Source organism: Pantoea sp. CFCC18179, assembly GCF_059412405.1.
This window is the reverse complement of the sequence record NZ_JBNBPM010000004.1, coordinates 166,457-193,114: the sequence shown is the minus strand read 5'-3', so window position 1 is coordinate 193,114 and position 26,658 is coordinate 166,457. Positions and strand designations below refer to the sequence as shown.

The window sequence follows — 26,658 nt, the reverse complement described above, 5'->3', positions numbered from 1 at the left end:
CCTCAAAATCATGTTGGAAAATCACAAAGTTATGCAATGTTCAAATAAATTTAGAGGGGAATTTTACACGAAACGCGACGATTTTCAGCACCTTTTACTTTAGGCCGGCGCCAAATGTTGTAAGAAAAATGGAATGAAAAGGAGGGTAGATCGGTTCCCTCTCCCGCGCATGGGAGAGGGTTAGGGTGAGGGGAAAAGCTTACTTCGCCGCGAACTGCGCGTAATTCTCTGGCGTGATGGTTTGATACGGCACCCAGTTAAACTCCTGCACTTTCTGCTTATCCAGTAGCGCTTTGGTGACTTTCACCGCGCCGGTTGCCTGGCCTTTGGCATCCTGGAAAATGGTCAGCGTCATCTTGCCGTTCTTCACAAACTGCTGACCATCTGGCGTGCCGTCGATACCGGCGACCAAAATCTTCTCGTTCTTCGCCTGGCTCAGCGCCATGATCGCACCAATCGCCATCTCATCATTGTTGGCGGCGATAGCATCAATGGGACGCTGATTCAGCAGCCAGCTTGAAACCACATCCACCGCTTCGTTACGCTGCCATTTGGCCGTTTGCTTCTCAATCACCTTCATATCTTTGTATTTGGCGATCACCGCTTCCACCGCGCGGGTACGTTCGCGCGCTTCTTCGTTGGAGAGCGCGCCCATCAGAATCGCCACGTTGCCTTTGTAGTTCATCTTCTTCGCCAGCGCTTCCATCTGCATTTCACCGCCTAGCGCTGAATCAGAACCGACATACGCCATATCCGCTGGCAACTTAACTTCTGGCTTACGGTTAACGAAAATCAGCGGGATATTGGCGTTTTTCGCCGCAGTAATCATCGGCAACACGCCTTGGGTATCCACCGGATTGAGAATGATGGCATCGACGCCCTGGTTAATAAAATCATCCACTTGCTGTACTTGCAGCGCCACATCCCCTTTCGCATCAACAAACTGGCTGTTGAGCTGATTGGCTTTGAGTTCTTCCTGCATTTGCGTACGCAGAATTGATACAAAGTTGAGGTCGAAGTTAGCCAGCGCCACGCCGACGGTGAAGGTTTTGGCGCTGACGCTCAAACTGAGCAGCAGCGAGCAGGCACACAGCATCACGTTTCTGAGTTTCATAAGTTAAATCCTGTAGGGTTTGAGGTTTTATATTTTTATTCAACAGCTTATTTAGTGCCGGGCAACAGGCAAATACCCGGCGGTGCAACACTTACAAGGCAAAGTGTTCGCGGAACTGCTTGAGCGCGGCACTGCTTTCCCCGCTGGCCCAGCCCTCCATCGCCACCGTGCCTTGATAGCCCACCTCCTGAAGCGCACGGGCGATAGCGAAATAGTTGATTTCGCCAGTGCCGGGCTGCTGACGTCCCGGCACATCGGCCACCTGAATTTCACCAATTGCGGAACCGCAACGACGAATCAGTTCGATCAAATTGCCTTCACCGATCTGCGCGTGATACAGGTCGAGATTCATCTTCAACGCCGGGCTGTTCACCGCTTCCACCAGCGCCAGGGTGTCGGCGGCCAGCGCGAACGGCGTGCCGGGATGATCGACCGGCAAGTTGAGATTCTCCAGCGTGAACACGCGTCCAGCACGTTCGCCCAACTGCGCCACTTTGCGCAGCGTATCCACCGCTTTCAGCCACATCGCGCCGGTCACCACTTCCACCGGCTTAACCGGCAAACCTTTGTCATCCAATCCGGTGCCATGCAGGTTTAATACGGGACAGTTAAGCCGTTCGGCAATCGCCAGCGAGGCTTCGGCACTTTGCAGCAGCTGCTGGATTTGGTCGTCGTCGGTCAGATTGCCGCTGAGATAGCCGGTCATCGAGGTGAAACGCGCGCCGGTCGCCGCTAGCGCATCAATATCCTTGTTGGCCCAGCCCCAGATTTCGACGCCAAAGCCCAATTCATCAATACGCTTCACCCGCTCAACGAATGGCAAATCGAGAAACACCATTTCGGCACAAACTGATAGTTGATAACCGGCCATTAGCGCGCTCCCAGTTTGATCGGTTTTTTCTGCTGTACCGATTCGATACAGGCCACAGCGATTTCCAGCGCGTTACGCGCATCTTCACCGGTGGCGCGCGGCGTTTCGCCACTGCGGATGCAGCGCGCAAACTCGGCCATCTCCGCGACATAAGCTTCACTCAACAGGTCTGAATCCATGCGTGAGGTTTCAATGGCAATGCCATCCTGGTGATAACGCACGCAGTGATTGGCGTTGATGTGGCCTGCCAGCAACATGCCTTTGCTGCCAAACACTTCGCCGCGCACGTCGTAGCCGTACACCGCCTGGAAGTTGGCTTCGGCAGTGGCAATCGCACCATTATCAAAGCGGATGGTAACCACTGAGGTATCCAGCAAACCTTGGTCTTTGAAATCCGGGCGCACCAGCGCATCGGCCAACGCGTAAATTTCTACTGGTTTGGCACCGGGATTGAAGTGCAGCAGCGTATCGAAATCGTGGATCAGCGTTTCAAGGAAGATGGTCCATTGCGGAATGCGCGAAGGATCGTGCAGGCCCGGATCGCGCGTCAGCGATCGGCTCAGTTGCGTGGTGCCATTTTCACCGGCTTTCACCGCGGCGATCGCGGCGGAAAAGCCGGAATCAAAGCGACGGTTAAAACCGACTTGCAGCACCACACCCGCGGCTTTGGCGGCAGCAATGGCGCGATCGGCATCCGCTAGCGTCACCGCCATCGGCTTTTCGCAGAACACATGTTTGCCGGCGTTGGCCGCGGCAATCACCCATTCGGCGTGGGTGCGCGCTGGCGCGGCAATCGCCACCGCATCGATTTCAGGATCTTGTAACAGCGCATGCAGATCGCTATAAGCTTTCGCCGCCACGCCAAGTTTGTTGGTCAGCGCTTCTGCTGCGCCCGGCAGCGGATCGGCAACCGCCGCCAGTACCGCGCCCGGCACACGATAAGCGAGATTTTCAGCGTGGAAGCTGCCCATGCGTCCTGCGCCAATCAGGCCGACGCGAACGGGCTTGTGATGAAATGTCATGACCTATTCCTTATTGTTTTGGATATGCTCATTCGAGCGCTGGGATGTGCAGCGACTAGTGCAAAGGCGATGCCAACTGGAATGGGCGCAAATTTGTGAAGGCTCACACAGATACAGCTCACAAACTGGCAACAAAATTTACATGTCAACTTCACATGTCAATAAAATGGACATTCCAGTCTGGTCAGGAGTGTCACATGCGTGTCATGGAGCGTTTGCCGTTTAAAGATGAAAGCGATCCGATCTTCAGCTTGCCGGACAGCGCGGAGGTCGGTGAATGGGATACCTTGTTATGGCAAGGCTGGCACAGCTTTGAGCGCGGTGAGCAACCGGGTTGGATGCGGCCCAGTATTTTGCAGTCGTGGCAGCGATCGCATCAGCGCGCTATCGATCCCGCCACTTTCTCCTATATTTCCCCGCCCGCCGATGAGCTGGCAGCGATCCTTGAGAACAATGCTGAACTGATCCTCGCGGCGCGCAGCATCATGGAAAACTTGCTGGCGTATAACCCGGACGGTCACATCAATCTGACCGATGCCAACGGCGTGACGCTGCATTTCTGCGGCGCGGATCTGACGCCGGTCGGCAGCATCCTGCGTGAAGATGTGTTGGGCACCAACTGTACCGCGCGCTGCCTGATTGAGCAGCGGCTGGTGTACGTACTGAGCGGCGAGAACTGGAAGCTCGATCTGCGTAAGCGTCATTATCAATGTGCTGCCGCACCGGTGCGCGACGCCAACGGCCAGCTGCTGGGCGTGCTGACACTCACCGCCACGCCTGACAACTTTAATGCGCACACGCTCGGCACCGTGCAGGCGGCGGCCGAAGCCGTGGGACAGCAGTTGATGCTGCGTCGTTTGCTGGCCGAACAGCAATCGATCCTTGAAACCTTGAATGAAGGCGTGATCGTCTGCGATCGTCACGGCAGGATCAAAACCCTGAACCGCTATGCGCGGCAGATCTTCAGCGGTCTCGATCCCAACGCCGGGCCGATCGATGTACTGCTGCAACCGCAAGGTGGATCGTTGCTAACCATGCCGTTCTGCAATGACCGTGAACTGCAATTTATCCCCGATGGCGTCAATCCCCTCTCTTGTCTGATTTCGCTGATGCCTGCGCCCGACGGTGGCCGTGTGCTGTCGCTACGCGAGAATCAACGCATTCGCGCCATTACCCGGCGGGTGATGGGCGTGAGCGCCAGTTACACCTTTGAGATGATTCGCGGCCACGCACCGCGCGTGCAGCAAGCGATTCAAAAAGCGCGCGCCAGCAGCCGCAGCGACAGCACCGTGTTGTTGAGCGGCGAAAGCGGCACCGGTAAAGAGCTGTTTGCGCAGGCGATCCACAACGCCAGTCCGCGCCAACAAGAGCCGTTTATCGCGCTGAACTGTGGCGCATTGCCGCGTGATTTAGTGCAAAGCGAACTGTTTGGTTATGTCGATGGCGCGTTTACTGGATCGCGGCGCGGTGGTTCAGCGGGAAAATTTGAACTGGCCGATGGCGGCACTTTGTTCCTCGACGAAATTGGTGAGATGCCGCTTGAAGCGCAAACCAGCTTGCTGCGCGTGTTGCAAGAGAGCGAAGTGGTACGCATCGGTGCGGCGCATCCGCTTAAGGTCAACGTGCGTATTATCGCTGCGACGCATTGCAACTTGCTGGATGCGGTGGAGAAAGGCGCGTTTCGCCGCGATCTTTACTATCGCCTGAATGTGATTTCGCTGGAGATCCCGCCGCTGCGCGAACGTCAGGAGGATATTCCCGGTTTGGTGAATACCTTTATTCAGGCGCTGTGCACGCGGTTGAAGCGCATCGCGCCGCAGTTATCGCCGGAAGCGATGGTGTGTTTACAAGCCTGGCACTGGCCGGGCAATGTGCGCGAGCTGGAGAATCTGGTCGAGCGCATGGTGAATTTATGTGAAGGATTGGAGATCGATCGCCACGATTTGCCGGCAGAGATGGTGCAGCGTAGTGTGCCGGTCGTCACTGAATTGACCTCGTTGCAGGCCAATGAGCGCCAGCATGTGCTGCAAGTAGTGCGTGAACAAAAAGGCAATCTGCGCCAGTCTGCGCAGCTGCTGGGGATTTCACGTACGGCGCTGTATAACAAACTGAATCAGTGGCAGGTGGATGTGGCGGGTTTACGCAAGGGTTGATGAAATCACCAGGTCACCATAAATGGCGACCCTACAAAAACGAGCTCAATTCGTAGGGTCGCCATTTATGGTGACCTCAGTGACTACGATATCTGATGCAGCGCCGACTGCAAAAAATCAACAAACGCACTGATGCGCGCCAGCGGTTGTCGCTGCGGTTGCCAAACCGCAAAAATATCGCCGTCAGCCGCGCTCCACTCCGGCAGCACATGAACCAATTCGCCACGCTTAATGCTGTGCTGCGCATCCCACCACGAACGCAGCAGAATGCCGTGCCCATCCAACGCCATCTGCATCGCCACTTCGCCATCGTTGGTGATTAAATTGCCGCGCACCTTTTGCGTCAGCTGTTGCTCGCCATCGCCTAAACGCCATAACGCGAAATCACTGTCAAATTGGCGAAGTAAAATGCAGTGGTGCTGAGCCAGCGCGGCAACGCTGTTGGGCAAACCGTGGCGCGCGGCGTACTCCGGTGAGCAACACAGCACGCGTGGATTGGTGCGCAACTTGCGCGCAATCAGCCGCGCATCCGGCGGTTCACCAACGCGGATATCAATATCCACGCGCGCATCGAGAAAATTTAGCGGCTGGCTGCTGAGCTGCAAGCTGATGGCTAATTCAGGATGCAACGCAGCAAAGCGCGACACACATGGCGCAACGTGCCGACGACCAAAACCAAACGACGCATTGATATTGAGTGCACCGCGCAGCACCGCCGTTTGGCTGCTGACCGACTCTTCCAACTCCGCCAGTTGATCCAGCAGCGGACGCGCGCCATCCAGATAACGTTTGCCCTCCGGCGTCAATTCCAGGCGCCGCGTGGTGCGCTTCAATAACTGCACGCCTAGGCGCTGCTCCAGCTGGCTCAAGCGCTTACTCACCGCCGGTAACGACAAGCCCAGCTCGCGTGCCGCCGCCGTTAAACTGTCGAGCGCCGCGACGCGCACAAAGAAGGCGAGGTCATCGGTTGAGGTGCGCGATTCTCTACTTTTATTCAACATTGGCTTATCGCTCAGGCTAATTATTTCCCACAGATGCATGGTTATACTGCGTACAGAACATCAACAGCAACCTGCGAGAAACCCTATGAGCGGCAAAACCTACAAAATAGCCGTCATCCCCGGCGATGGCATTGGCAAAGAAGTGATGCCAGAAGGCATCCGCGTGATGGATGCGGCAGCGAAGAAATTTGATATTGCGCTGGAGTGGCAGTGGTTTGATTTCGCCAGCGCCGAATATTGGCAGCAGCACGGCAAAATGCTGCCAGATGATTGGTTCGCCACGCTGAGCCAGTTCGATGCGATCTATTTTGGCGCGGTGGGCTGGCCGGACGTGGTGCCGGATCATGTGTCGCTGTGGGGATCGTTGCTGCAATTCCGGCGCGAATTTGATCAGTACGTTAACCTGCGTCCGGTGCGATTGATGCCGGGCGTGAAAGCACCGCTGGCCAATCGCCAGCCAGGCGATATCGATTTCTACGTGGTGCGTGAAAATACCGAAGGCGAATACTCGTCGGTGGGCGGCAAGATGTTCCCCGGCACCGAGCGCGAAGTGGTGATTCAGGAAACGGTGATGACGCGGGTTGGCGTCGATCGTATCCTCAAGTTTGCCTACGACCTAGCGCAGAAACGGCCGAAAAAACATCTGACGTCAGCCACCAAATCCAACGGCATCGCCATCACCATGCCGTATTGGGACAGCCGCGTGGAAGCGATGGCACCGAGTTATCCTGAGGTGAAAGTCGATAAATATCATATTGATATTCTCACCGCGAACTTCGTGCTACATCCGGATTGGTTTGATGTGGTGGTCGCCAGCAACCTGTTTGGCGATATTCTGTCGGATCTCGGTCCGGCTTGTACCGGCACCATCGGCATTGCGCCGTCCGCCAATATCAACCCGGAAGGCAAATTCCCTAGCCTGTTCGAACCGGTACACGGCTCCGCGCCAGATATCGCAGGCAAAGGCGTGGCTAACCCGATTGGGCAGATTTGGTGTGGCGCGATGATGCTGGAACATTTGGGTTATGCCGCAGCAGGCGCGGCTGTGCTGGATGCGATTGAGCGCACGCTGGCGGCGGGCAATAGCCTGACCCGGGATTTGGGCGGCAACGCATCAACCGAAGAGTTGGGATCGGCAATCGCTGCGGCGCTTTAATCGACAGCATGAAAACCAGGTCACCATAAATGGCGACCCAACGATTGCCCGGCGCGGTTTTGTAGGGTCGCCATTTATGGTGACCTGAATTAGGTGTGGTGGATAACACGGGCGGCCGAATGGCCGCCTTATTTCACCGCGCCTTCGGTGACGCCGCTAATAAACTTGCGTTGGAAAATCAGGAACACCGCCACCAGCGGCATAATGACGATCATCGCGCCTGCCATCAGCACCGGGATATCAATGGTGTTTTTGTTCTGGAAGAACATCATGCCAATTGGCAAGGTGCGCAGCTCATCTTTGTTGACCAAAATCAGCGGGATAAGAAACTCGTTCCACGTCCAGATAAACAGCAACAGCGCCAGCGTTGACAGCGTCGGCCAAATCGCCGGCACCAAAATCCCCCACAGAATTTTACGTCGCGACGAACCATCCATTACCGCCGCTTCCACTAACTCGCGCGGCACTTGTTGCAAGGCGGTGGCGATCATCAGCGTGGTAAACGGCAGTGACAGCGCAATTTGCGGCAGAATCAGCGCCAAATAGGTATTGGTCAGCCCCATCCAGCTCAACTCGTGGTAGAGCGGAATAATAAAGGCTTCGCTCGGCAGCACCATGCCAAGCCCCAGCAGCGCCGCGACCACTTTCTTGCCGGGAATCTTCAACCAGGCGAAACCAAATCCCGCCAGAATGCCCAACAGGATGCTGCAAATCACCACCGGAATCACCACCAGCACCGAGTTCATAAAGTAGACGTTGAAATGTCCCTGCTGCCACGCGGTGATGTAGTTCTTGACGTTAAATGATGAAGGCAAGGTAAACACGCCCTGAAACAGCTCCATCTGAGTTTTGAAGGAGGTCATCAACGCCATCAAAAACGGCAAAATGGTCATCAGCGCCACAATCCAAATCAGCGCGCGTGAAACAGTTGGCGTACCGCGCATCAGTGACGCTCCCGAATCGCAAAGTGAATTAATGCGTTGATCAGCAACACAATCAGCATGCTGAATACCGCCACAGCCGATGCGTAGCCAAAGTAGTGCAAGTCAAAGCCCTGCTTATACATGAAGATGTTGGTCACCATGGTGGAGGTGCCCGGTCCGCCTTGTGTCATCACATAGACCAAATCGAAGGCTTTCAGGCTGGCAATGACGGTGAGCAGAAGCGCTATGCGCAATTCCGGACGTAACGAGGGCAAGGTGATACGCATAAATTTCTGTCGGCGTGACGATCCATCCAAATCGGCAGCCTCTAGCAACGAGGGATCCATGCGCTGCAAACCGGCCATAAACAGCACTAAGCAGAAGCCGAAGAAATACCAGGTTGCCACCAATCCCACCGCCGGCAACGCCCAGGTAAAATCACCCAGCCAGGACAGCGCCAGCTGCGGCAAACCAATGGCACGCAGCACCTGATCAATCGGGCCAAACGCCGGGTTATACAGCCAGCGCCACACCACGCCAAGCACTGCCATTGGCATGATGTACGGTAAGAAGAAGAGAATACGCAGCACGCTGCGCTCTTTGTTATTGCGCGTTTCATACAAGAAGCTGCACAGCAGCAGACCAACGCCAATCGGGAACAGCGTGTAGAACAACATCAGCAAGGCGTTATTGCCCAGCGCGACCCAGAACACCGGATCCTGGAACATGCGCAAATAGTTGCCAATACCGATAAAGATTGGCCACGAAGTGCCATCCCATTCGGTGAAGCTGATCCCTAACGATGCCAGTAGCGGCAACAGCAAAAACACCGCATACACCAGCAGCGCGGGCAGAAGATACAGCGCGTTGCGCCAGGCAGATTTATTCAACATAACCGTACTCGCTTGTTCGCGGCCCGACGGTATACGCCGAGCCGAACGTCATCAGTGCTTGAGGGTTTTCAGGTAGCGTTGATAGTTGCTATCAAAGTTGGCGACGATCTGCTCGGCGCTTTGGCGTCCCGCCAGCAACAGCTGGACGTTTTGGTTCAGCTCGGCGTTCATGGTTGGCGTGGCCCAATCAAGGTAATGACCAAGACCATCATGCTCGTTAAGCGCTACCCAAACTTGATAGGCTTCGGACAGCAGCGGGTTATCCGCGGGGATCTGCGCATTTTTACTGGTGCCCGCCGGCAGGAAGCCGACTTTCAGCCAGCGGTTAGCCATCTCATCCGAGACGATGTAATCGATGAATTTGGCTGCTGCATCCTGCTGCGCTTTGTCTTTCGCGGTGCTGGTAATTGAGAACGCCAGGTCGGTGCCACCGACCATCAGCGGATGCTGCACGCCCTCACCCGCTGGCATCGCCGCGAAGTGCAGATCTTTATTCTCTTTGAACTGACCGAGATACCAGGTTCCGCTTACCAGGAAGGCAGCTTGACCATTCTGGAATAAGGTGGCGGCATCATCATGACCAATGCCTTGATAGCCCGGGAATAAATAGCCTTTGTCGTTCCAGCTTTTCATCATGCTGGCGGCTTTAACCAGTTTGTCGTCTTTGAAGGTGCCACCCACGTCGTAAATCAGATCGTCGAGTTTTTTACGGTCGCTGCTTTCAATCTGCGCTTCCCACAAGGTACTCAACAGTTGCTGACCCATGTTGCCGTCGAGCAAACCGAGCATCATTGGCGGCGTTCCGGCAGCTTTAAGTTTTTCCATCGCCGCTTCGAGTTCAGGCAAGGTTTTTGGTACCGCCACACCGGCTTTGTCCAATAGCGCTTTGTTGTAATACAAACCGACCATCTCACCGAGGCTGGCGACGCCATACAGCTTGCCGCTGCCGAAATCTTGTTTATCTGACCAACGGTTACGTTTCAGGATCGAATCCGGGAAGCGCGTGGTCCAGCCGTAGGTTTTGGCATAATCGTCTAATGGCCACAGCAGTTTGTCTTTCACCAGCGATCCCATATCGCCACCGCCCTGATTGACCTGCGCAATCTGCGGGCCATCACCGGCGGTCAACGCCAGTTTCAGTGGAATGCGGGTATCTTCGAAGGAGTGCACCGAACGCTGAATGGTGATGTCCGGATTCTTTTGCTGGAAGGCTTTTACCGCTTCATCTACCGCTTCGGTCTGTTGCGGATAGTTATAAATATCCCACTCATTGAGCGTGACCGCCTGCGCGGCACCCATAGTTGCACCGAGCAGAATCCCGGCGGAAACCAGACGCGACAAGGTATGCAGCGAACTTTTCAAACGGGAACGACGATTGGTTGAATCACACATCATGCTCGGTTTCTCCAACAAATGACTGGCATCCTTTCATCTCGACACCTGCGATTCCCGGCAGGTTGATTCAGCAGCAACAACGCACATAATTCATACTTACTTTATGAACAAAAGAAAGTCAAACATCGACACTGTGGAATTTTTGCTCTGTGATACAGTGCAAAGAGTCAGCGAAAAAGCGGCTGTAATAGCAGAGCATTCTGCGGAACAGCGCGCAAAGCAGCGCGTCCAGAAATGAAATCACTGGGTATCAGCATAAATCACTCAGCCGACACTGGCGATTTAACTCACTGATAGAGCATATGAAAATCCTATAGTTATTGACGACAGGCCGAGGATGCACAGCATAACAAAGCGCGATAGGCCGCGCTGGCGGGCGTTGCAGAGTTGCGATCCCGCTCCAGAATCATCATTTGTTATTGGGGTTCACATCAGGTTTGTGCGCCAGCTCCATTATTACACCTTGAAAACTAAGTCGGCTTTCTTTACCGTAAAATCTGTTCATCTCCTGACCACAGAGGCTCCACCATGACGGCTGAAGGTGTTATTCGTCGTGCCAGCGCAGCGGATTTTCCCGCGTTGTCGCGCATCTGCTTAGAAACGGCCAATGCCGGAACCGATGCCAGCGCGCTCTATTCCGATCCCGCGCTGCCCGGCCTGCGCTTTGTCATTCCTTACGCGCGCTTTGCGCCTGAGTTTGCTTATGTGCTGGAACAGCATGGCGAAGTGGTGGGCTATGCGGTCGCCGCGCCGGATACGCGCGCGTTTGAAGCACAACTGGAGGCTGAGTGGTGGCCGCGCCTGCAACAGCAATATCGCGATTACGCGCCGCATGCACCGCTCGACAGTAAAGTGCTGGAGGCGATTCATCAGCCCGATGCCGCCGCTGAGCAGTTGGTGACGCAGTGGCCGGCGCATCTGCATATCAATCTGTTGCCCGCCGCACAGCAAGGTGGCTGGGGACGCAAACTGATTGAGCAGTTGCTGCATGATTTACGTGCGGCTGGCGTTCCGGGCGTTTACCTCGGCGTTAGCCTGCAAAACGAACAGGTGTGTGGCTTCTATCAGCGCCTCGGCTTCACGCCGATTATGCGCAGCAACGCCATTTATATGGGCCAACTTCTCTGATTCGAGGCATCGCATGACCAGCCTGCATCTGCAAAATGTTAAGAAGTCCTATGAGAACGTGAACGTAATTCACGGCATCGATCTCACCATCAACAGCGGTGAGTTCGTGGTATTTGTTGGCCCATCCGGCTGCGGCAAATCGACGCTATTGCGCATGATTGCCGGGCTGGAAGAGATCAGCGGCGGCAAGCTATTGATTGAGGGCGCGGACATGACTGAGCAACCGGCTACCGAACGCGGTATTGCGATGGTGTTTCAGTCCTATGCGCTTTATCCCAATATGACAGTGCGCGGCAATCTGGCCTATCCGCTGGAAGTGATGAAACGTCCGAAAGCGGAGATTGATCAAGCGATTAGGGAAACCGCAGCACGTTTGCATCTCACGGAATATCTCGACCGCTTGCCGCGCGCGCTCTCGGGTGGACAGCGCCAACGCGTGGCAATTGGCCGTGCGATTATCCGTCATCCGCGCATATTCCTGTTTGATGAGCCGCTATCGAATCTGGATGCCGAACTGCGTTTGCAGATGCGTATTGAGATTGCACGCCTGCACGCGTCATTGGGTAACACCATGATTTACGTGACGCACGATCAGCTGGAAGCAATGACGTTGGCGGATCGTATTGTGGTGCTGCGTCAGGGCCGCATTGAGCAAGTTGGCGCGCCAATGGCGCTGTATCGCGATCCCGATAACCTGTTTGTTGCCGGATTTATTGGCTCGCCAAAGATGAACTTCCTCAATGCCGAAGTGGCGGCGATTGTGCCCGGTGCGGTGCAGTTGCGGGTGCCCGCGCTGGGCATCAGCCAGCTGACGATGCCGATTACAGCAACCTGCCAGGAAGGACAGAAAATCACCCTTGGCGTGCGGCCGGAGCATTTCCAGCCGGTCGCCAGCAATGATGGCGCGTTGAGTTTCAGCGGCGAGCTGTCGTTTAGCGAGATGCTGGGGCATACCAATTATCTCTATCTCGATATCGGCGAAGAGAAGCTGCTGGTGATTGAGGAACGCAACGTGGCGGAGCACGCGATTGGCGAGAAGCTGAGTTATCAGTTAAAGGCTGAGAGTTGCTTATTGTTTGATGAGCAGGGTTTGCGCTTGCGTTGAAATTCAAATATCAAGGCGGTCACCCTTCATCGCGGCCTTACGGAATGAGGTAATTGTAGGGTCGCCATTCATGGCGACCGTCATGATGGACGCACAGCAGTTCAATGCCCTTTACCGTGGTCACCATAAATGGCGACCCTACGGGATATGCTGCACATTTACGCCCGCTTTGATAACCGTTCGGGATTACGACGCAATCTCTTCATCGGCCTGCGCGGCCAACAAATCCAATAACTTATTCACGGCAAATCCAGCAGCACCTTGCGCCCACATGCGATTCGATTCGGTGAGGAATTGCAGTGGCGTCATGTGCGGTGTGAGCTTCAGGCGGTAAGCCTGGAAGCTTTGCGTTACGTGATCGAGCAAAATGCGCGACGCCATTTGCGGCTCCATCGCCAGATACACCACATCCGGATCGTACGCCACCGACAGATTCGCCAGCGACATCCCCAGATGTTGCCCCGCTTCAGCCAACGCGCTCAATACATCCGCGGTTGGATGCATATCCAAATCGCGCAGCGTTTGTGGCGCGGCGTCTTTGGCGGTGGCGGCGACTCGCTGCAAAATCGCCTGCGAAGATGCCACATCCTCCAGCAAACGTTCAGAACCATCACCCAGCAGCGAAACACCGATCTCACCGGCTTTACCGTGACGACCGCGATACAGCTGACGATCAAGCAAAATCCCCGCACCAATGCCTTTGCCGAAGGTGGCGATCACCGCCGACTGCGCGTGGCCAAGCTGACCAAACACCAGCGCCGCCATCGCCAGCGCATTGGCATCATTTTCGATAAATACCGGTAGCGAAAAGCGTTCTTCTAGCAAGCGCGCAATCGGCACGTTATCCCAGCCCAGCGCGCGTGACAGCACACAAACGCCGTTGCTGGCATCAACCAAACCCGATAACGCCAGGCCAATCGCGCCGACTTTTTTGCCTTCGACGCCGCGCAAAAACTTTGCCAGCGCATCGCCGAGTTGTTTGGGCGTCATTGCGCCGGAAGGAATTTGTTGCTCGCCAATAATGTTGCCGCTGAGATCGGTTAACACCATCAAATTGCGTTCGGCATTGAGCTGAATGCCCACCACGCTAGCGTGATCGGGATTGAGGCCCAGCAGGGTTTTCGGTCGCCCCATCGAGACGCGACGCAGCCCCAGCTCCTGCACGATACCGCCGGTTAACAGGCGATTGGTGGCCTGCGAAACCGTCGACATGCTCAGGCCGCTGCGTACTTTGAGATCGGATTGACTAATCGGCGCATTCTCGACAATCAGCCGCAGAATGCGTGCAGTTACGTTGGGAGCGCTCATGAGCCTCTTTATATGAAGTTAGGCAGGACGTTTTAAGCTGAACTGCTGTGCCAGACGAATCGCCCCACTCAGCGCATCGCCCTGTGGCGACACCAGCAATGCCGCAATATCGGCGGGTAACCACGCCTGAATCGGGTCGGCTAATCCGCCCATCAACGCCAATTTACCGTGGCTGCGGGCCAACAACGGCTGCACCATCTGCACAATATCCGCCGCCGATTGCTGCACCAACGCACAACCGTGCAGGTCGCCCTGCTGCGCGGCGGCAAAAATATCCGGCACGACGCGGCCCCAATCGGCAGGCGTGGCCTGTTTCGACCACATCAGCATCTGTTCCGGGCTGTTTTGATAACTCGCCATGATGTGTCGGGTTAATGGCGAAGCGGGAATAATCGCTTCATGCGCCAGCAGCGCCAAGCGCAGTGCGCGTTGCCCTAACACCGCGCCGGAACCGGCGTCTGATAAGGCAAACCCCCAGCCGCCCAGCAGCGTGAACTGCGCGCCATCCCAGGCTGCCCCCTGGCTGCCGGTGCCGATAATAAATACCGCACCCGGCGCCCCCGCATGTGCACCCGCGCAGGCAATTTCGACATCGGTAAACAGATAACGCGCCTGACAACGTGGCTGCCAACTGGCGAGACGGGCATGCACTGAAGCGACATTCCCGCCTGCTAAACCGGCAACCATTACGGCGCGATCGCGTGCTTCAGCCGGTAAATCTGCCTGAATGAACAGTTCATCGATGACTTGTTCAATCGCCACTAACGCCGCATCAAACTGCGACCAAACGTTTGCCGGCCCGCCTTTGGCTTCTGCCAGCACGCGTCCGGCGCTGTCGGTCAAACGTCCACGACAGTGCGTGCCACCGCCATCAATACCCAGCATTAGTGATTGCACGCGCTTCCTCCAGCCAGCCCAAACGGTTTGACGCTTATAGATGTGCGAAAGATAGGGGAAAAAAACTTAAATCGCAATAACAAATAAATAGGCAATCCGTATAGTTAATTAAAAATCAACTAAATCATATAACTAACAATTATTAACAGTTTGAGATCCGCCACACGGATTGACATTAGTTTTTCTGTCGTAATAAGTTAACGGTCAGATTATCAGCAGCTCGCACGGTCGGGCGGCTAACAGACAACGGGCTTCAGGGGTACAACATGAAAGTGGGCATTATTGGTCTGGGCTTTCGTCTTTCCCACGTGGTGAAAGAGTTCAACAAAGCCGACGCAGAGTTTTCCGTGGTGGGTTACGTCGATCCCGCGCCAGCCGGGCTGCCGAATCTGCACACCTTTGGCATTGATGCAGGTATCGCCTTCGACAGCGTGGATGCGCTGCTGCAACATGGCGGCTTTGATTTACTGTTGGTCGGTTCGCCGAACTTTATGCACCTTGAGCATATTCGCCAGGGCTTAGCCGCCGGTTACACCGTGTTCACCGAGAAGCCGGTGGTGATCAATGAAGAACAAACCATGGCGATGGCGGAGTTGGTGCGGCAATACGGTCACGAACGCATTTTAGTCGGTTTGGTGCTGCGTTACTCGCCGCTGTATCGTGATTTGTTGGCCGCGCGTGACGAAAAACGCCTGGGTGAAATCACCTCGATTGAAGCCACCGAACACATCAAGCCCTATCACGGCGCTTTCTTCCAGCGCGATTGGCGCCGCCTGGAGAAGTACGCTGGCCCGTATATCCTGGAAAAATGCTGCCACGATATCGACCTGTATCAAGGCTTGCTGGGTGAGCGTCCAATGCGCGTGGCCAGCTTTGGTGGACGCAAAAATTTCACGCCACAGCATGCGCCACAAGGTGCGATCACCGCGCAATCGGAGGTCTATCATGTCAAACCCAGCGGCTGGTCCAGCCAGGATGCAGTGTTTGATGGCGATGCTGATATCGTTGATTACCAAACCGCGCTGATTGAATACGCAGGCGGCGCGACCCTCGCCTTCCATGCCAACCTCAACGTGCCGGACGAATTCCGCCGCTTCTGCGTCATGGGCACCGAAGGTATGGCGGAAGGCGACTTTGTGCGCAACTATTTCCGCGTGCACAACGCGCGTACCGGCGATCGCGAAGTGGATACCGCTTACGATGGCAACGCCTACGATGGTCATTACGGTGCGGATGCGTTGATGGCAGAAGAGATTGTGAAACACATTAAACAGGGAACGCCGCTGAAAGTGTCTGTGGTGGATGCACTGGAAGCGGGCCTCACCGCGATCAAAATCGATGAAGCGCGAAAATCGAAAACCGTGGTGGATCTGACCGATAGCTGGAAAAAATTTGACGCCAGCCTGGGGAAAGCAGCGCCGTAATCGGTAGTGGCGTCCCATCGGGACGCCTTTTCGTGCTGTTATGAACAAAGGTCACCATGAATGGCGACCCTACACTGCGCGATGATGCGCACCGTTTTCATCATGCCGCGGTTTCGTTTTCCAGCTTCTGCCGTTTACGCAGATGCGGGAAAATCGTCATCCACACGCCAACCACCACCAAGGTTCCGATCCCGCCAATGGCCGCCGCAGGGACTGCGCCCATCCACGCGGCTAACAATCCCGACTCAAATTCGCCGAGCTGGTTCGAGGTATTAATGAAGATGGCGTTCACCGCATTAACGCGGCCGCGCATGTCATCCGGCGTATCCAATTGCACCAGCGCGCCTCGAATCACCATGCTGACCATATCGAAGCCGCCGAGTGCCGCCAGCGCCACCACCGACAGCCACAATTGCGTGGAGAGCGCGAACACCAACGTTGCCACACCAAATCCCGCCACCGAACCAAACATGATCATACCGACATGCTTTTCCAGTTTGTGACGACTTAGCCACACGCCAACCAGCAATGCACCCACTGACGGTGCACCGCGCAGGATGCCTAATCCCCACGGCCCGGTGTGCAGAATGTCTTGCGCAAAGATCGGTAGCAGCGCCGTCGCGCCACCGAGCAGCACCGCAAACAGATCGAGGGAAATCACGCCGAGCACATCTTTACGCTCGCGGATAAAGCGCACGCCAGCAAACAGGTTCGGCAGATTCATCGGCAAGCGCGCTTGCGGCGGACGCTCGTAGCGCAGTCGGCTCACCAACACGATGGAGATCAGATAAAACAGCGCCGATACGCCATACACCACATCCGGACCGGCGACATACAGGAAACCACCCAGCGTTGGGCCGATGATCACCGCCGCTTGTCCGCCCACCGAACTGGCCGCCATTGCACGCGCCAGAATCGGCGGTGGCACTAATGCCGGCAGCATTGAGGTGATGGCTGGCCACTCCAGCGCTTTCGCCACCGAAATCAGGAACACTAAGCCCCAAATCTCAAACTTTCCCGCCCAGTTAATCAGCGTTAGGGCGACGAGCCCCAAGAGCGCGACCCACTCAATTAACTGGCCTAGCAGCACAATGCGGCGTCGATCGTGCTGATCGGCCAGATGCCCGGCAGGCAACGCAAGTAATACCGAAGGCAGAAACTGCATCAGCCCGATCATCCCCAGCGCCATGGCGCTGTGCGTCAGCGCATAAATCTGCCAGCTGACTGCAACCGAGAACATTTGAAAACCAAACGATGAACAGGTGCGCGCCAGCCAAAAGGCGACGAACGACCTGTGCCGCAGCAACGAATCTTCTGCTGCGGATACCGGTGAACCCATAGTTATCCCATCCTAAATAATGTCATTGGTTAGCGTCGTTGCACCAACCTGATCTACAGCCACGTGATGGCCTGCTTATTTTTCTCACGCCACAGAGTGCAACATCCTGTTAACGCAAACAATGGCTAGCCGTGCTGTTTAAAAACAGAAGCTTATCTGAAATTGAACTAAGCATAGAGCTCTCAATATTAGCAAGCTGATGATTCTCAATTGAAAATATTCGCATCATTGCCGCTGCGTTAATTATGTTTTTATTGCATCTTTCGCCTCACCAAATATCTCTCTATCAGAGACAGTTAAAAAAGATCAACTTTATAAACCAAAGGGTTTATATTCGAGGGGTTAAGATTTCACCAGGCGCCCGTTCTTATAATAATTAAGACGTTCCATCCAATTAATTTATTCACAGAGATAAATGGAAAACAGATCTTATAATCCTTATGTTACAGAGCGCATCCGTCGCTTCGACGGCACGCTAACCGGTGTGTGTTATTCAGCACCCTTTATGCATTGCGACCAGGAAAGTACGGCATCACTTAACGGAAACAACATAATTTCGCTGCATAATCAGTTGCCGGATGCACCCGAATTAATAATTATCCCGTTAACAGGAAATAACTTATTGAGGTTTTTAAATAGCCAGGAAAATTATTCCAATCTGCAAGGCGATAATGTGCATCTGGCGATCAATTACGCCGATTTAGTTCAAAGAGATAGTGCGCTGCGACATGCTGCGGAGCGTTTCTCTTTCTGGCTTTATGATTTGGCACCGCCCGGGACTTGCTGGAACAATATCGCCACTTTTCCGTTTGGCGGTATTGTGCTGACCGAAGAGTTCTTTAACGATAATTATCTCAAGTTCAGCTTTTCATTCCTGCTGGAATCTTGTCGTGAAAGAGAAGCAGAAGTGATATTACGTACGCAGCAGCTCACACTGCCCGCGGCGCAATATGCCAAACTGAATTTAAGTGGCTGGCAAGAACAACGCACCAGCAGCCGCTTGTTTGAAGGGTAAACGTTTACACAAAGTGTTGCCCTTAGGCGTTATGGCCCTACTTCACCGGACATAGCGCCTAATTTCCCTCATAAAATGTCGCAGTACTTCCCTTCCTAAAGTGCAAAGCACTAAAAAAATCAAAACCGTTAACGTTTTTAAGATAAAATTTAACGCAAAGGGATCAACTCGCGCCTGGAAGCGCGTTGTCACATTATTTTTACTATTTCGTACTCTATGTCGGGAAATGGCCCAATGCGTTGTTTCCTTTTAGTTTTTTTATGGCAAAGAAAGAGGTCAATATTATGGGGAAAGCTTCCTCATCTTTTGGCGTAATCCGTTTTCTCACAGTGCTTTTTGCACTGCTGACGGGCGCGTTTATGCTGGTTGGTGGCGTTTGGTTAGCCGCCATTGGAGGTTCCTGGTACTACGTTATTGGCGGTGTGATCATGTTGATCACCGCTGTTCTGCTGTGGCGCCGTAGTGGTTCAGCATTATTGCTGTATGCATTACTGCTGTTGGCAACGTTGGTGTGGGGCGTGTGGGAAGTCGGTTTCGACTTCTGGGCGCTGGCACCGCGTACCGATGTGCTGGTGATCTTCGGCATCTGGCTGATTCTGCCGTTTGTTTATCGCGGTCTGAATAATGCTGGTAAAGGTGCGCTGAGCCTGATGGTTGTCGCACTGATTGCCAGCGTGCTGGTGCTGGCGTGGGCGGTGTTCCACGATCCGCAGGAGCTGAACGGTGAAATCCCGGCTTCAGCTGCCAATGCTCCACAAGCGCAGCCGCTAAGCAAAATTGATGATGCTGACTGGCCTGCATATGCGCGTGACCAACAAGGTACGCGTTTCTCGCCGCTGAAGCAGATCAACAACGGTAACGTGAAAGAGTTGCAGGTTGCCTGGCAGTTCCAGACTGGCGATTTGAAAACCCCGAACGATCCGGGCGAAATCACTGATGAAGTGACGCCAATCAAAATCCGCGACACCCTGTATCTCTGCTCGCCACACCAGATTCTGTTTGCGCTGGATGCGAAAAGCGGTAAGCAGAAGTGGAAATTTGATCCAGGCTTGAAGCCAAATCCAACCTTCCAGCACGTAACGTGCCGTGGTGTTTCTTACCACGAAGTACCCGCGGCGGCGGATGCGTCTAATACCCAACCTGCGCTGTGCTCACGTCGCATTTACCTGCCGGTGAATGATGGTCGTATGTTCGCGCTGGATGCGGATACCGGTGCGCGTTGCCCTGCCTTTGGCAACAACGGTGAACTGGATCTGCAACACAAACAACCGGTGTTGACGCCGGGCCAGTATGAGCCGACTTCTCCGCCAATCATCACCGATACCACCATCGTGGTTGCCGGTGCGGTTACCGATAACTACTCAACCCGTGAGCCGTCTGGCGCCATCCGTGGCTTCGACGTGAACACCGGTAAACTGCTGTGGGTATTCGATCCGGGCGCGAAAGATCCTAACGCGATTCCGGCTGATGAACACACCTTCACCATGAACTCACCGAACTCATGGGCACCGGCGGTTTACGATCCGAAACTGGATACCGTTTACCTGCCAATGGGTGTTTCAACGCCGGATATCTGGGGCGGCAATCGCACCCCAGAGCAGGAGCGTTATGCAAGTAGCGTTCTGGCGCTGAATGCCACCACCGGTAAGCTGGTGTGGTCGTATCAGACCGTGCATCACGATCTGTGGGATATGGACCTGCCGTCGCAGCCGACGCTGGCCGATATCACTGACAAAGATGGCAAAACCGTGCCGGTGATTTATGCACCTGCGAAAACCGGTAACATCTTCGTGCTGGATCGTCGTACCGGTGAGCCGGTGGTTCCTGCACCAGAAACCCCAGTTCCGCAGGGCGCAGCCAAAGGCGACCACGTTTCACCTACTCAGCCGTACTCCGAATTGACCTTCCGTCCGAAACAAAATCTGACGGACAAGGACATGTGGGGCGCGACCATGTATGACCAACTGGTGTGCCGCGTGATCTTCAAGCGTCTGCGCTACGAAGGTCCGTTCACCCCGCCGTCTGAGCAAGGCACGCTGGTGTTCCCAGGTAACCTTGGCATGTTCGAATGGGGCGGTATCGCGGTAGATCCACATCGTCAGATTGCGATTGCTAACCCAATGGCGCTGCCGTTTGTTTCGAAGCTGGTGCCACGCGGTCCGGGCAACCCGATCGAGCCACCGGCTGACGACAAAGGCGGTTCAGGCACTGAAACCGGCATCCAGCCACAGTACGGCGTACCGTACGGCGTGGAGCTGAATCCGTTCCTGTCACCGTTTGGTCTGCCGTGTAAACAACCGGCTTGGGGCTATGTCTCTGCGGTTGACCTGAAAACCAACGAAACCGTGTGGAAAAAACGTATTGGTACCGTTCGCGATAGCGCGCCAGTGCCAGTACCGTTCAAAATGGGTATGCCGATGTTGGGCGGCCCAATCACCACTGCCGGTAACGTGTTCTTCATTGGTGCGACTGCCGATAACTACCTGCGTGCATTCGACACCAACACCGGTGAGATGCTGTGGCAAGCACGTCTGCCAGCAGGCGGCCAGGCAACGCCGATGACCTATGAAGTGGATGGCAAGCAGTACGTTGTCATCGCGGCAGGTGGTCACGGTTCGTTTGGCACCAAGCTAGGCGATTATGTGATTGCTTACGCACTGCCAGATGCGAAGTAACTTTTCGCATTGATGCAATGAGAAAGGCGGGCTGCGAAGCCCGCCTTTTTTTCGGGCCGCCATTTATCGGGACCGCGATGATGGCCGCATTGTAGGGTCGCCATTTATGGTGACCAGGCAGAAGCCAAATGTAGCGAATGGTGCGTTCAGCATGAAGGTCACCATAAATGGCGACCCTACGATTTAGCGTTTGCGCAGCACTCGTGCGTTTAAGAAGGCGCACAGCGCCATAATCACGCAGGTCGCGAGAAACACCGGGCGCATACCCAACGCGCCACCGATAAAGCCGCCGAACAGCGGACCGGAAACCTGGCCGACATACTGCGCCGAAGTCGAATAACCCAGCATTTTACCCACCTGCGATTGCGGCACGCTGTGGCGAATCAGCGCCGTGACGCACGGCATCAAACCACCCAACGCCATGCCCATCAGGAAACGCAATACCACCAATTGCCACGCTTCAGTGATAAACGCCTGCGGGATCAGCAGCAGCGCACAGGCCAGCAAGCCATAAACCAGCACGCGGCCATGTCCAATCCGGTCGGCTAAACGCCCCAAACGCGGCGCGGAGAGAATGCTGCCGAGCGCGGCGGCTGCCATCACCAATCCCGCCGTTACCGTGACGGCATGATCGCCGCTGACAAACTGGCCGATATACAACGTGATAATCGGTTCAATCGACATGTTAGCGAAAATCAGCAACATGCCAGACAGCCACATCAACCGGACCACGGGCAAATTAACGGGCATTTCATCCGCTACCGCGTTGGGTTGGTTGTTCTTCTTCGCGGCACGCGGCACTTCTTTGAGTAAAAAGGTGGTTGCGAGGAAAGCGAGAAAAATCACCGCGCCGGTCAGCCAGAAAGTATGGCGGATGCCAATCAGCGGCGGTAACACGCCTCCCAGCAGCGGGCCCACCACGTTACCGGCCATGATGCCGGACGACAGCACGCCCAGCGCCCAGCCGGTCTGTTCTTTTGGCGTTTGCGCCGCTACCAGAATGGTCGATCCCGAGGCATAACCCCCAAGCAAACCAGCCAGTAAACGCAGCGCCACCAACTGCCACGGCGCGGTTGCCATGCCAATCAACGACATCGCAATCGCCATGCCGAGGCTGGCGCGAATCAACATCAGTTTGCGGCCATAGCGATCGGCCAATTTGCCCCACAGCGGCGCGGTTAACGCCGCGCTGAGGAAGGTGGCGCCATACGCTGCGCCCGACCAGCGCGCAATCGCCGCCGGTTCCTGCACGCCGAGTTGCTGCACGTAGAGCGGCAGAAACGGCAACAGTAGCGTCATCGCCACAATGGTGCTGAACGAACCCAACACGCAGACAAATAAATTTCGCTTCCAATGTTGCTGTTCGGGCGCTAACGCGATTGACGGTTGTTGCATGGTGATATCCCTGTTTTTGCTTTTTTAGCAGGCTAACAGCCAGCCAACACAGAAAACAGGGTTAAAGCGATAATTGCCAGGCGGCGTCTTATTGTTGTCAGGTAACAACAATCAACGGCTGCTGAGCGCGTTTATCAGCGCATCACACAGCAAGGTTATCGGCGAAGAGGGTTGCGGTTGCTCTTTCAATAGCAGGTAGCTGTGTAGGCGATCCATTTGCCATTCCGGCAGCACCTGCTGGATTTCGCCGCGCGCTAACGCTTCCTGCGTCATATACGCCGGCAGATAAGCGATACCCGTGCCCGCCAATGCGGCATTCAGCAACGCCATGCTGTTATTGGCGCGGAAGCGGCTATGCACATCCAGCGCCAGCCGCTGTTTGTCGCGGCGGAAAGGCAGTGCGGCGGTATGTGCCGGGCCGTGAAACAGCAACAAATCGTGGCGCGTAAGGCGTTCGGGATGATCGATGGGCGCATGCGACGCCAGATAATCCGGCGTGGCGTATAAACCCCAATCAATGCTGCTGAGTTCACGATAATTGGGTGCATCTGGCGCGCGCGCACGAATCACAATCGCCACATCGGCGTTGGGTTGTGGATCATCGCTGGTGGTGAGTTCAAGATCGACATTGATGTGAATATGGCGGCGGATAAAATCATTCAGCGTCGGCACGACGCATTGGCAACCGTAGGTGATCGGTGCCTGCAAGCGCACGTTACCCGCCGGTAATTGATGTACTTGCTGCACAAAGGCATCGGCGCGATGCATCTCTTCCAGCATGCGGGTACAAAACGGATAGTACGCCTGGCCGAGTTCGGTCAGCACCACTTTGCGCGTGGTGCGTTGCAGCAGCTTAATGCCGAGCCGCACTTCCAGCCGCGCCACTTCGCGACTGACGTGCGATTTGGAGACGCCCAAGGTGCGCGCGGCCTCGCTAAAACTTTGCCGTTCCACAACGCGCGCAAACAGCATCATGGCGGTGAGATTGTCGCTGTTATCCATGTTCTCTGGCAGACGAAATAAGTGAGAACAGTAGCTTACATTAAGTTTCGTGCGGTTGGTGAAAAGGTCACCATGAATGGCGACCCTACAACGGATTCGCGCGGTTTTCGTAGGGTCGCCATTTATGGTGACCGCTAATTGGATGCTTAAATGAGCGGCATTGCACGATAAATGGCGGCCCTACGCGACCGCCAATGGGAACAACAAACGATCCGGCTCGACGCGACGTTGGCGGCGCAGTTGGCCCGGCGTCACCATAAAGTAGTTTTTGAAGGTGCGAGTGTAGGCCTGTTGGGTATCGAAGCCATAACTCATCGCCACCTGCAAAATCGCCTCATCACTGTTAATTAATGTCAGTGCAGATTCGGTCAATCGGCGTTGACGAATATACTCGGCCAGCGAGAAGCCAGTGTGCTGGCGGAACAGACGTTGCAGGTGCCAGCGGGAGTATCCCGAGCGGCGTGCTACTTCATCCAGATGCAGATCGTGCCCTAAATTGTTCTCTATCCAGTCCAGCAAACTACGGATAAATTCGCGCTGATTCATGGGATTCTCCTGCGTTGGCAATATGTCCAGTGCAGCCACAATAGCGCGTTAAATTTATCCCTTAATTAGCAGAAAATTAGCGCAGAATTAGCAAGGGGGAAAAGCGGTGTAATTCTGCGCTAAGAATACAGGTTTACACTTCGTGCATTAATTTCGGAGGACATCATGCGTGTGCTGCTGGTAGAAGATGATGAAATGATTGGCGCCAATTTGCAGCAAGCGCTGGAAGCCGCAGGTTGGTCGGTGGATTGGGTACGCGATGGCGTGTTTGCCAGCAATGCCTGGGCCGAAGGCGGTTACACCTGCGTGTTGCTGGATCTCGGCTTGCCACGCGAAGATGGCCTGCACGTGCTGCGCCGGGCGCGCACGCGTGGTGATATGACGCCGGTGTTAGTGCTGACCGCGCGCGATACCGTGCAGCAACGCATTCAGGGATTGGATAGCGGTGCGGATGACTATTTGCTGAAACCCTTTGATCTGCAAGAGGTGCTAGCGCGCATGCGAGCCATTACCCGACGTCGTCACGGTGCGGCGGATTCCCTGCTCGGCAGCGGCGATGTGCAAATCGACATCATGACGCGCGAAGTCTTATACAAAGGCCAGCGCGAGCAACTTACGGCGCGTGAATACGCCCTGCTCTATGCCTTGCTGGAGCGTCCGGGCGCGATCTTGTCGCGCGAACAGTTAGAAAACCGCATTTACGGCTGGGGCGAAGAAGTCAGTAGCAACGCCGTCGATGTGTTGATTCACGGCATGCGCCGCAAACTGGATAACGAAGTGATCCGCAATGTCCGCGGACTCGGTTGGCGAGTCCCCGCAATATGAAACCTTTCACATTTATGCGCTCGTTGCGTAACAAACTGCTGACCACGCTGGTAATTCTGCATCTGGCGATGATCGGCGGTGTCACCTGGTATTTCTATCACTGCTACGGCGACATGATGGGCACCATGAAGGACGATCAGCTGGCCAAAATCGCCGATGCGTGGGCCACCAGCCAACGCATGCCAGCGCTGATGCCGATGGTGATGCACGCTGAGAAGCTGAAAAGCACCTACATCGTTCAACTGTGGGATACCAATAACAAGCTGCGCGCCAGTTCGTGGCCCGATTTACGTGCACCTCTGCAAGCGCAAAAGGGCTGGCACGATCTTAAAGTCGGTGACTGCGGCGATGACTGCGAATGGCGCGTGTATACGCGGCCCGGCGAGTTAGGCAGCGAAATCGGCAATATTCAGGTGTTGCACAACATTGGCTATATGAAGAGTTTGATGCTGAAGCGCGCGCTGTCAGCGATCATTCCGTTGATGCTAATGATGCCGCTGTCGCTGCTGGTGATTTGGCTGGTGGTGCGCGCTATCACCCGCGATCTGCGCGTGGCTTCACGCCACATCGCCGCGCAGGAAACGCTGCATCCGCACTCGGTTTCTCCCGATGGTTTGCCGGATGAAGTGCTGCCGCTGGTCGCCGCCTATAACTCATTGTTGGATAAGCTGCGCGCGGCCTGGTCGTCGCAGCGCCAGTTCCTTGAAGATGCCGCACATGAGCTGCGTACGCCGGTTACGGCAGTGACGTTGCAATTGGAGAATTTGCGTCAGCATATCCAACCGGGTGAAGCCAGCCGCCAGTTTGATCAGCTGGAAGCCGGTGTAACGCGCACGCGTCATTTGGTGACGCAGTTGCTGAATATCTCGCGTCAGGAAGATCAATCGGTAGTGGCGACGGTGGAAACCATCGAACTGGACGATTTGCTCAAAGAAAGCATTGAGCAGCTTATGGTAGTGGCGGATAAGCGCGGCATTGATATCGGCTTCAACGGCACCACACATTATCGTCTGCACGCCAGTCGTTCTGATTTGCGTAGCCTGTTCGATAACCTGATCGGCAACGCCATGTTGCATACGCCAGAAGGCAGTTTGGTCGATGTGCTGTTGCATCGCGTCGGCAATCATACCGTGGTGGATATCGTTGATAACGGCCCCGGCATGGCGGAATCCTTTATCGAACGCGCTTTTGATCGCTTTACCCGCTCACCCGATGTGCAGGCACAAGGCAGCGGTTTAGGGCTGTCGATTGTGCGCAGCGTGGCGCAGAAACATCAGATGCAAGTCGCGCTGTCCAATCGCCACAATGCGCATGGCGAGATTGCTGGTCTACAGGTGCGCGTTACATTGCCATAAGCCACACCGTGCCGTAGCGGCGCAAGTTATTGCGCATGACTGCTGCGGGTACGGTACATCGTCATGAGGGCGCGCGATAAATCGCGCCGCTACATCTTTTCTCCACATCAAACATT

The 26,658-nt window shown here is 55.1% G+C and carries 22 protein-coding genes; 9 read left to right on the top strand and 13 right to left on the bottom strand.

Going from position 1 to position 26,658, the window contains the following annotated elements; translation table 11 throughout:
• Positions 1-199 precede the first annotated feature (199 nt).
• From ACPUC7_RS10380 to ACPUC7_RS10370, 3 genes are all read right to left on the bottom strand, one after another.
• Entirely contained in the window at positions 200-1,114 is a 915-nt protein-coding gene (locus ACPUC7_RS10380) for a substrate-binding domain-containing protein (protein ID WP_494922876.1), read from the bottom strand.
• 91 nt (positions 1,115-1,205) lie between these two features.
• Positions 1,206-1,985, bottom strand: a complete 780-nt coding sequence (locus ACPUC7_RS10375) for a TIM barrel protein (RefSeq protein ID WP_494922875.1) — start codon at positions 1,983-1,985, stop codon at positions 1,206-1,208.
• Positions 1,985-3,007 carry a Gfo/Idh/MocA family oxidoreductase gene (locus tag ACPUC7_RS10370; protein WP_494922874.1) on the bottom strand — a complete coding sequence of 341 codons (1,023 nt, stop codon included), beginning with the start codon at positions 3,005-3,007 and terminating at the stop codon, positions 1,985-1,987. The genes ACPUC7_RS10375 and ACPUC7_RS10370 overlap by 1 nt, the downstream gene beginning before the upstream one ends.
• 197 nt (positions 3,008-3,204) lie before the next feature.
• On the opposite strand from ACPUC7_RS10370, the gene ACPUC7_RS10365 reads away from it, so the two are divergent.
• Positions 3,205-5,160, top strand: coding sequence for a sigma-54-dependent Fis family transcriptional regulator (locus ACPUC7_RS10365; protein WP_494922873.1), 1,956 nt, complete (start codon positions 3,205-3,207; stop codon positions 5,158-5,160).
• An 83-nt stretch (positions 5,161-5,243) separates the two neighbouring features.
• On the opposite strand, the gene ACPUC7_RS10360 is transcribed toward ACPUC7_RS10365, so the two are convergent.
• Positions 5,244-6,161 (bottom strand): LysR family transcriptional regulator, encoded by a 918-nt coding sequence (locus ACPUC7_RS10360; protein ID WP_494922872.1) that lies wholly within the window; start codon positions 6,159-6,161, stop codon positions 5,244-5,246.
• An 85-nt stretch (positions 6,162-6,246) separates the two neighbouring features.
• Between ACPUC7_RS10360 and ACPUC7_RS10355 the strand changes: the two genes are divergently transcribed.
• On the top strand, positions 6,247-7,317 hold the full coding sequence (locus ACPUC7_RS10355; protein ID WP_494922871.1) for a tartrate dehydrogenase: 1,071 nt from the start codon (positions 6,247-6,249) through the stop codon (positions 7,315-7,317).
• Positions 7,318-7,445: 128 nt separating this feature from the next.
• Here ACPUC7_RS10355 and ACPUC7_RS10350 read toward each other — a convergent pair whose 3' ends face one another.
• From ACPUC7_RS10350 to ACPUC7_RS10340, 3 genes are read right to left on the bottom strand one after another with little or no spacing between them, the layout of a single operon-like run.
• Positions 7,446-8,261: a carbohydrate ABC transporter permease gene (locus ACPUC7_RS10350; RefSeq protein ID WP_343552281.1), complete on the bottom strand. Its 816-nt coding sequence runs from the start codon at positions 8,259-8,261 to the stop codon at positions 7,446-7,448.
• Positions 8,261-9,133: a carbohydrate ABC transporter permease gene (locus ACPUC7_RS10345; RefSeq protein ID WP_343552282.1), complete on the bottom strand. Its 873-nt coding sequence runs from the start codon at positions 9,131-9,133 to the stop codon at positions 8,261-8,263. Before ACPUC7_RS10345 ends, ACPUC7_RS10350 begins: the two co-directional genes overlap by 1 nt.
• A gap of 51 nt (positions 9,134-9,184) precedes the next feature.
• Positions 9,185-10,528, bottom strand: coding sequence for an ABC transporter substrate-binding protein (locus ACPUC7_RS10340; protein WP_494922870.1), 1,344 nt, complete (start codon positions 10,526-10,528; stop codon positions 9,185-9,187).
• A 528-nt stretch (positions 10,529-11,056) separates the two neighbouring features.
• On the opposite strand from ACPUC7_RS10340, the gene ACPUC7_RS10335 reads away from it, so the two are divergent.
• Together ACPUC7_RS10335 and ACPUC7_RS10330 are read left to right on the top strand one after the other, a co-directional pair.
• The gene (locus tag ACPUC7_RS10335) at positions 11,057-11,656 is read left to right on the top strand and encodes a GNAT family N-acetyltransferase (protein ID WP_494922869.1); all 600 of its coding nucleotides are present in this window, start codon (positions 11,057-11,059) and stop codon (positions 11,654-11,656) included.
• Between the two features lie 13 nt (positions 11,657-11,669).
• Positions 11,670-12,761, top strand: a complete 1,092-nt coding sequence (locus ACPUC7_RS10330) for an ABC transporter ATP-binding protein (protein WP_494922868.1) — start codon at positions 11,670-11,672, stop codon at positions 12,759-12,761.
• Between the two features lie 186 nt (positions 12,762-12,947).
• On the opposite strand, the gene ACPUC7_RS10325 is transcribed toward ACPUC7_RS10330, so the two are convergent.
• Together ACPUC7_RS10325 and ACPUC7_RS10320 are read right to left on the bottom strand one after the other, a co-directional pair.
• A complete protein-coding gene (locus tag ACPUC7_RS10325; RefSeq protein WP_494922867.1) occupies positions 12,948-14,069 on the bottom strand; it encodes an ROK family transcriptional regulator in 1,122 nt (373 codons plus the stop codon).
• A gap of 18 nt (positions 14,070-14,087) precedes the next feature.
• A complete protein-coding gene (locus ACPUC7_RS10320; RefSeq protein ID WP_494922990.1) occupies positions 14,088-14,954 on the bottom strand; it encodes a glucosamine kinase nucleotide-binding domain-containing protein in 867 nt (288 codons plus the stop codon).
• 278 nt (positions 14,955-15,232) lie between these two features.
• Here ACPUC7_RS10320 and ACPUC7_RS10315 point away from each other — a divergent pair, with 278 nt between their 5' ends.
• Positions 15,233-16,390 (top strand): Gfo/Idh/MocA family protein, encoded by a 1,158-nt coding sequence (locus tag ACPUC7_RS10315; RefSeq protein ID WP_494922866.1) that lies wholly within the window; start codon positions 15,233-15,235, stop codon positions 16,388-16,390.
• A 100-nt stretch (positions 16,391-16,490) separates the two neighbouring features.
• On the opposite strand, the gene ACPUC7_RS10310 is transcribed toward ACPUC7_RS10315, so the two are convergent.
• On the bottom strand, positions 16,491-17,729 hold the full coding sequence (locus ACPUC7_RS10310) for an MFS transporter (RefSeq protein WP_494922865.1): 1,239 nt from the start codon (positions 17,727-17,729) through the stop codon (positions 16,491-16,493).
• Between the two features lie 415 nt (positions 17,730-18,144).
• Here ACPUC7_RS10310 and ACPUC7_RS10305 point away from each other — a divergent pair, with 415 nt between their 5' ends.
• Both ACPUC7_RS10305 and ACPUC7_RS10300 read left to right on the top strand, forming a co-directional pair.
• Positions 18,145-18,744, top strand: a complete 600-nt coding sequence (locus tag ACPUC7_RS10305; RefSeq protein WP_494922864.1) for a hypothetical protein — start codon at positions 18,145-18,147, stop codon at positions 18,742-18,744.
• 284 nt (positions 18,745-19,028) lie between these two features.
• Positions 19,029-21,419: a glucose/quinate/shikimate family membrane-bound PQQ-dependent dehydrogenase gene (locus ACPUC7_RS10300; protein WP_343552294.1), complete on the top strand. Its 2,391-nt coding sequence runs from the start codon at positions 19,029-19,031 to the stop codon at positions 21,417-21,419.
• Positions 21,420-21,602: 183 nt separating this feature from the next.
• Here ACPUC7_RS10300 and ACPUC7_RS10295 read toward each other — a convergent pair whose 3' ends face one another.
• From ACPUC7_RS10295 to ACPUC7_RS10285, 3 genes are all read right to left on the bottom strand, one after another.
• Positions 21,603-22,814, bottom strand: coding sequence for an MFS transporter (locus ACPUC7_RS10295; RefSeq protein WP_494922863.1), 1,212 nt, complete (start codon positions 22,812-22,814; stop codon positions 21,603-21,605).
• Between the two features lie 111 nt (positions 22,815-22,925).
• Positions 22,926-23,816, bottom strand: coding sequence for a LysR family transcriptional regulator (locus ACPUC7_RS10290; protein WP_494922862.1), 891 nt, complete (start codon positions 23,814-23,816; stop codon positions 22,926-22,928).
• Between the two features lie 180 nt (positions 23,817-23,996).
• The gene (locus ACPUC7_RS10285) at positions 23,997-24,362 is read right to left on the bottom strand and encodes a helix-turn-helix domain-containing protein (protein WP_008105596.1); all 366 of its coding nucleotides are present in this window, start codon (positions 24,360-24,362) and stop codon (positions 23,997-23,999) included.
• A gap of 165 nt (positions 24,363-24,527) precedes the next feature.
• On the opposite strand from ACPUC7_RS10285, the gene ACPUC7_RS10280 reads away from it, so the two are divergent.
• Both ACPUC7_RS10280 and ACPUC7_RS10275 read left to right on the top strand, forming a co-directional pair.
• Positions 24,528-25,187 (top strand): response regulator, encoded by a 660-nt coding sequence (locus ACPUC7_RS10280; protein ID WP_343552297.1) that lies wholly within the window; start codon positions 24,528-24,530, stop codon positions 25,185-25,187.
• A complete protein-coding gene (locus tag ACPUC7_RS10275) occupies positions 25,184-26,542 on the top strand; it encodes a sensor histidine kinase (RefSeq protein ID WP_494922861.1) in 1,359 nt (452 codons plus the stop codon). The genes ACPUC7_RS10280 and ACPUC7_RS10275 overlap by 4 nt, the downstream gene beginning before the upstream one ends.
• Positions 26,543-26,658: the final 116 nt, after the last annotated feature.